This window comes from Mycobacterium sp. E1386 (assembly GCF_001672745.1).
GTDB lineage: Bacteria > Actinomycetota > Actinomycetes > Mycobacteriales > Mycobacteriaceae > Mycobacterium.
Genome location: NZ_LZKH01000112.1, coordinates 1 through 616 on the forward strand (window position 1 = coordinate 1; position 616 = coordinate 616).

The 616-nt window shown below is 65.9% G+C and carries 1 pseudogene; it reads left to right on the forward strand.

Annotated features, from left to right (window positions below):
• Positions 1-616, forward strand: a pseudogene (locus tag A5709_RS12360) (glycosyl transferase family 1); the annotation flags it as partial.

Below are 616 nucleotides of genomic sequence, written 5' to 3' on the forward strand. Positions count from 1 at the left end.
ATTTCGAACAGGCCGCCGCCAACGTCGCGGAGTATTACGGCATTCCGCTGGCGACACTGCATCACTTTCCGATGCGGCCGAACGGGCAGCTGATTCCGATGCTGCCGGGGCCGATGGTGCGTACCGGAATGGCGGTGTACGACTGGGTGTGCTGGCGGATGAACAAGAGGGCCGAGGATCGGCAGCGCCGTGAACTCGGCCTGCCGACGGCCACGGTTGCCTCGCCGCGACGGATCGCCGAACGCGGGTCGCTGGAAATCCAGGCATACGACGAGGTGTGCTTCCCTGGGCTGGCGGCCGAATGGGCGAAGTGGGGCGGCCAGCGTCCTTTCGTCGGATCGCTGACGATGGAGTTGCCCACCGATACCGACGACGAGGTGTTGTCGTGGATCGCGAAGGGGACACCGCCGATTTGCTTCGGCTTCGGCAGCATGCCGGTTGCCGAATCGCCAGCCGACACGGTCGCCCTGATCGGCGCGGCGTGCGCGGAGCTGGGTGAGCGGGCGCTGGTCTGCTCCGGGTGGAGTGATTTCAGCGACGTGCCGCAGCTCGACCACGTCAAGGTGGTGGGCGTGGTGAACTACACAAAGATCTTCCCGGCATGTCGCGCGGTCGT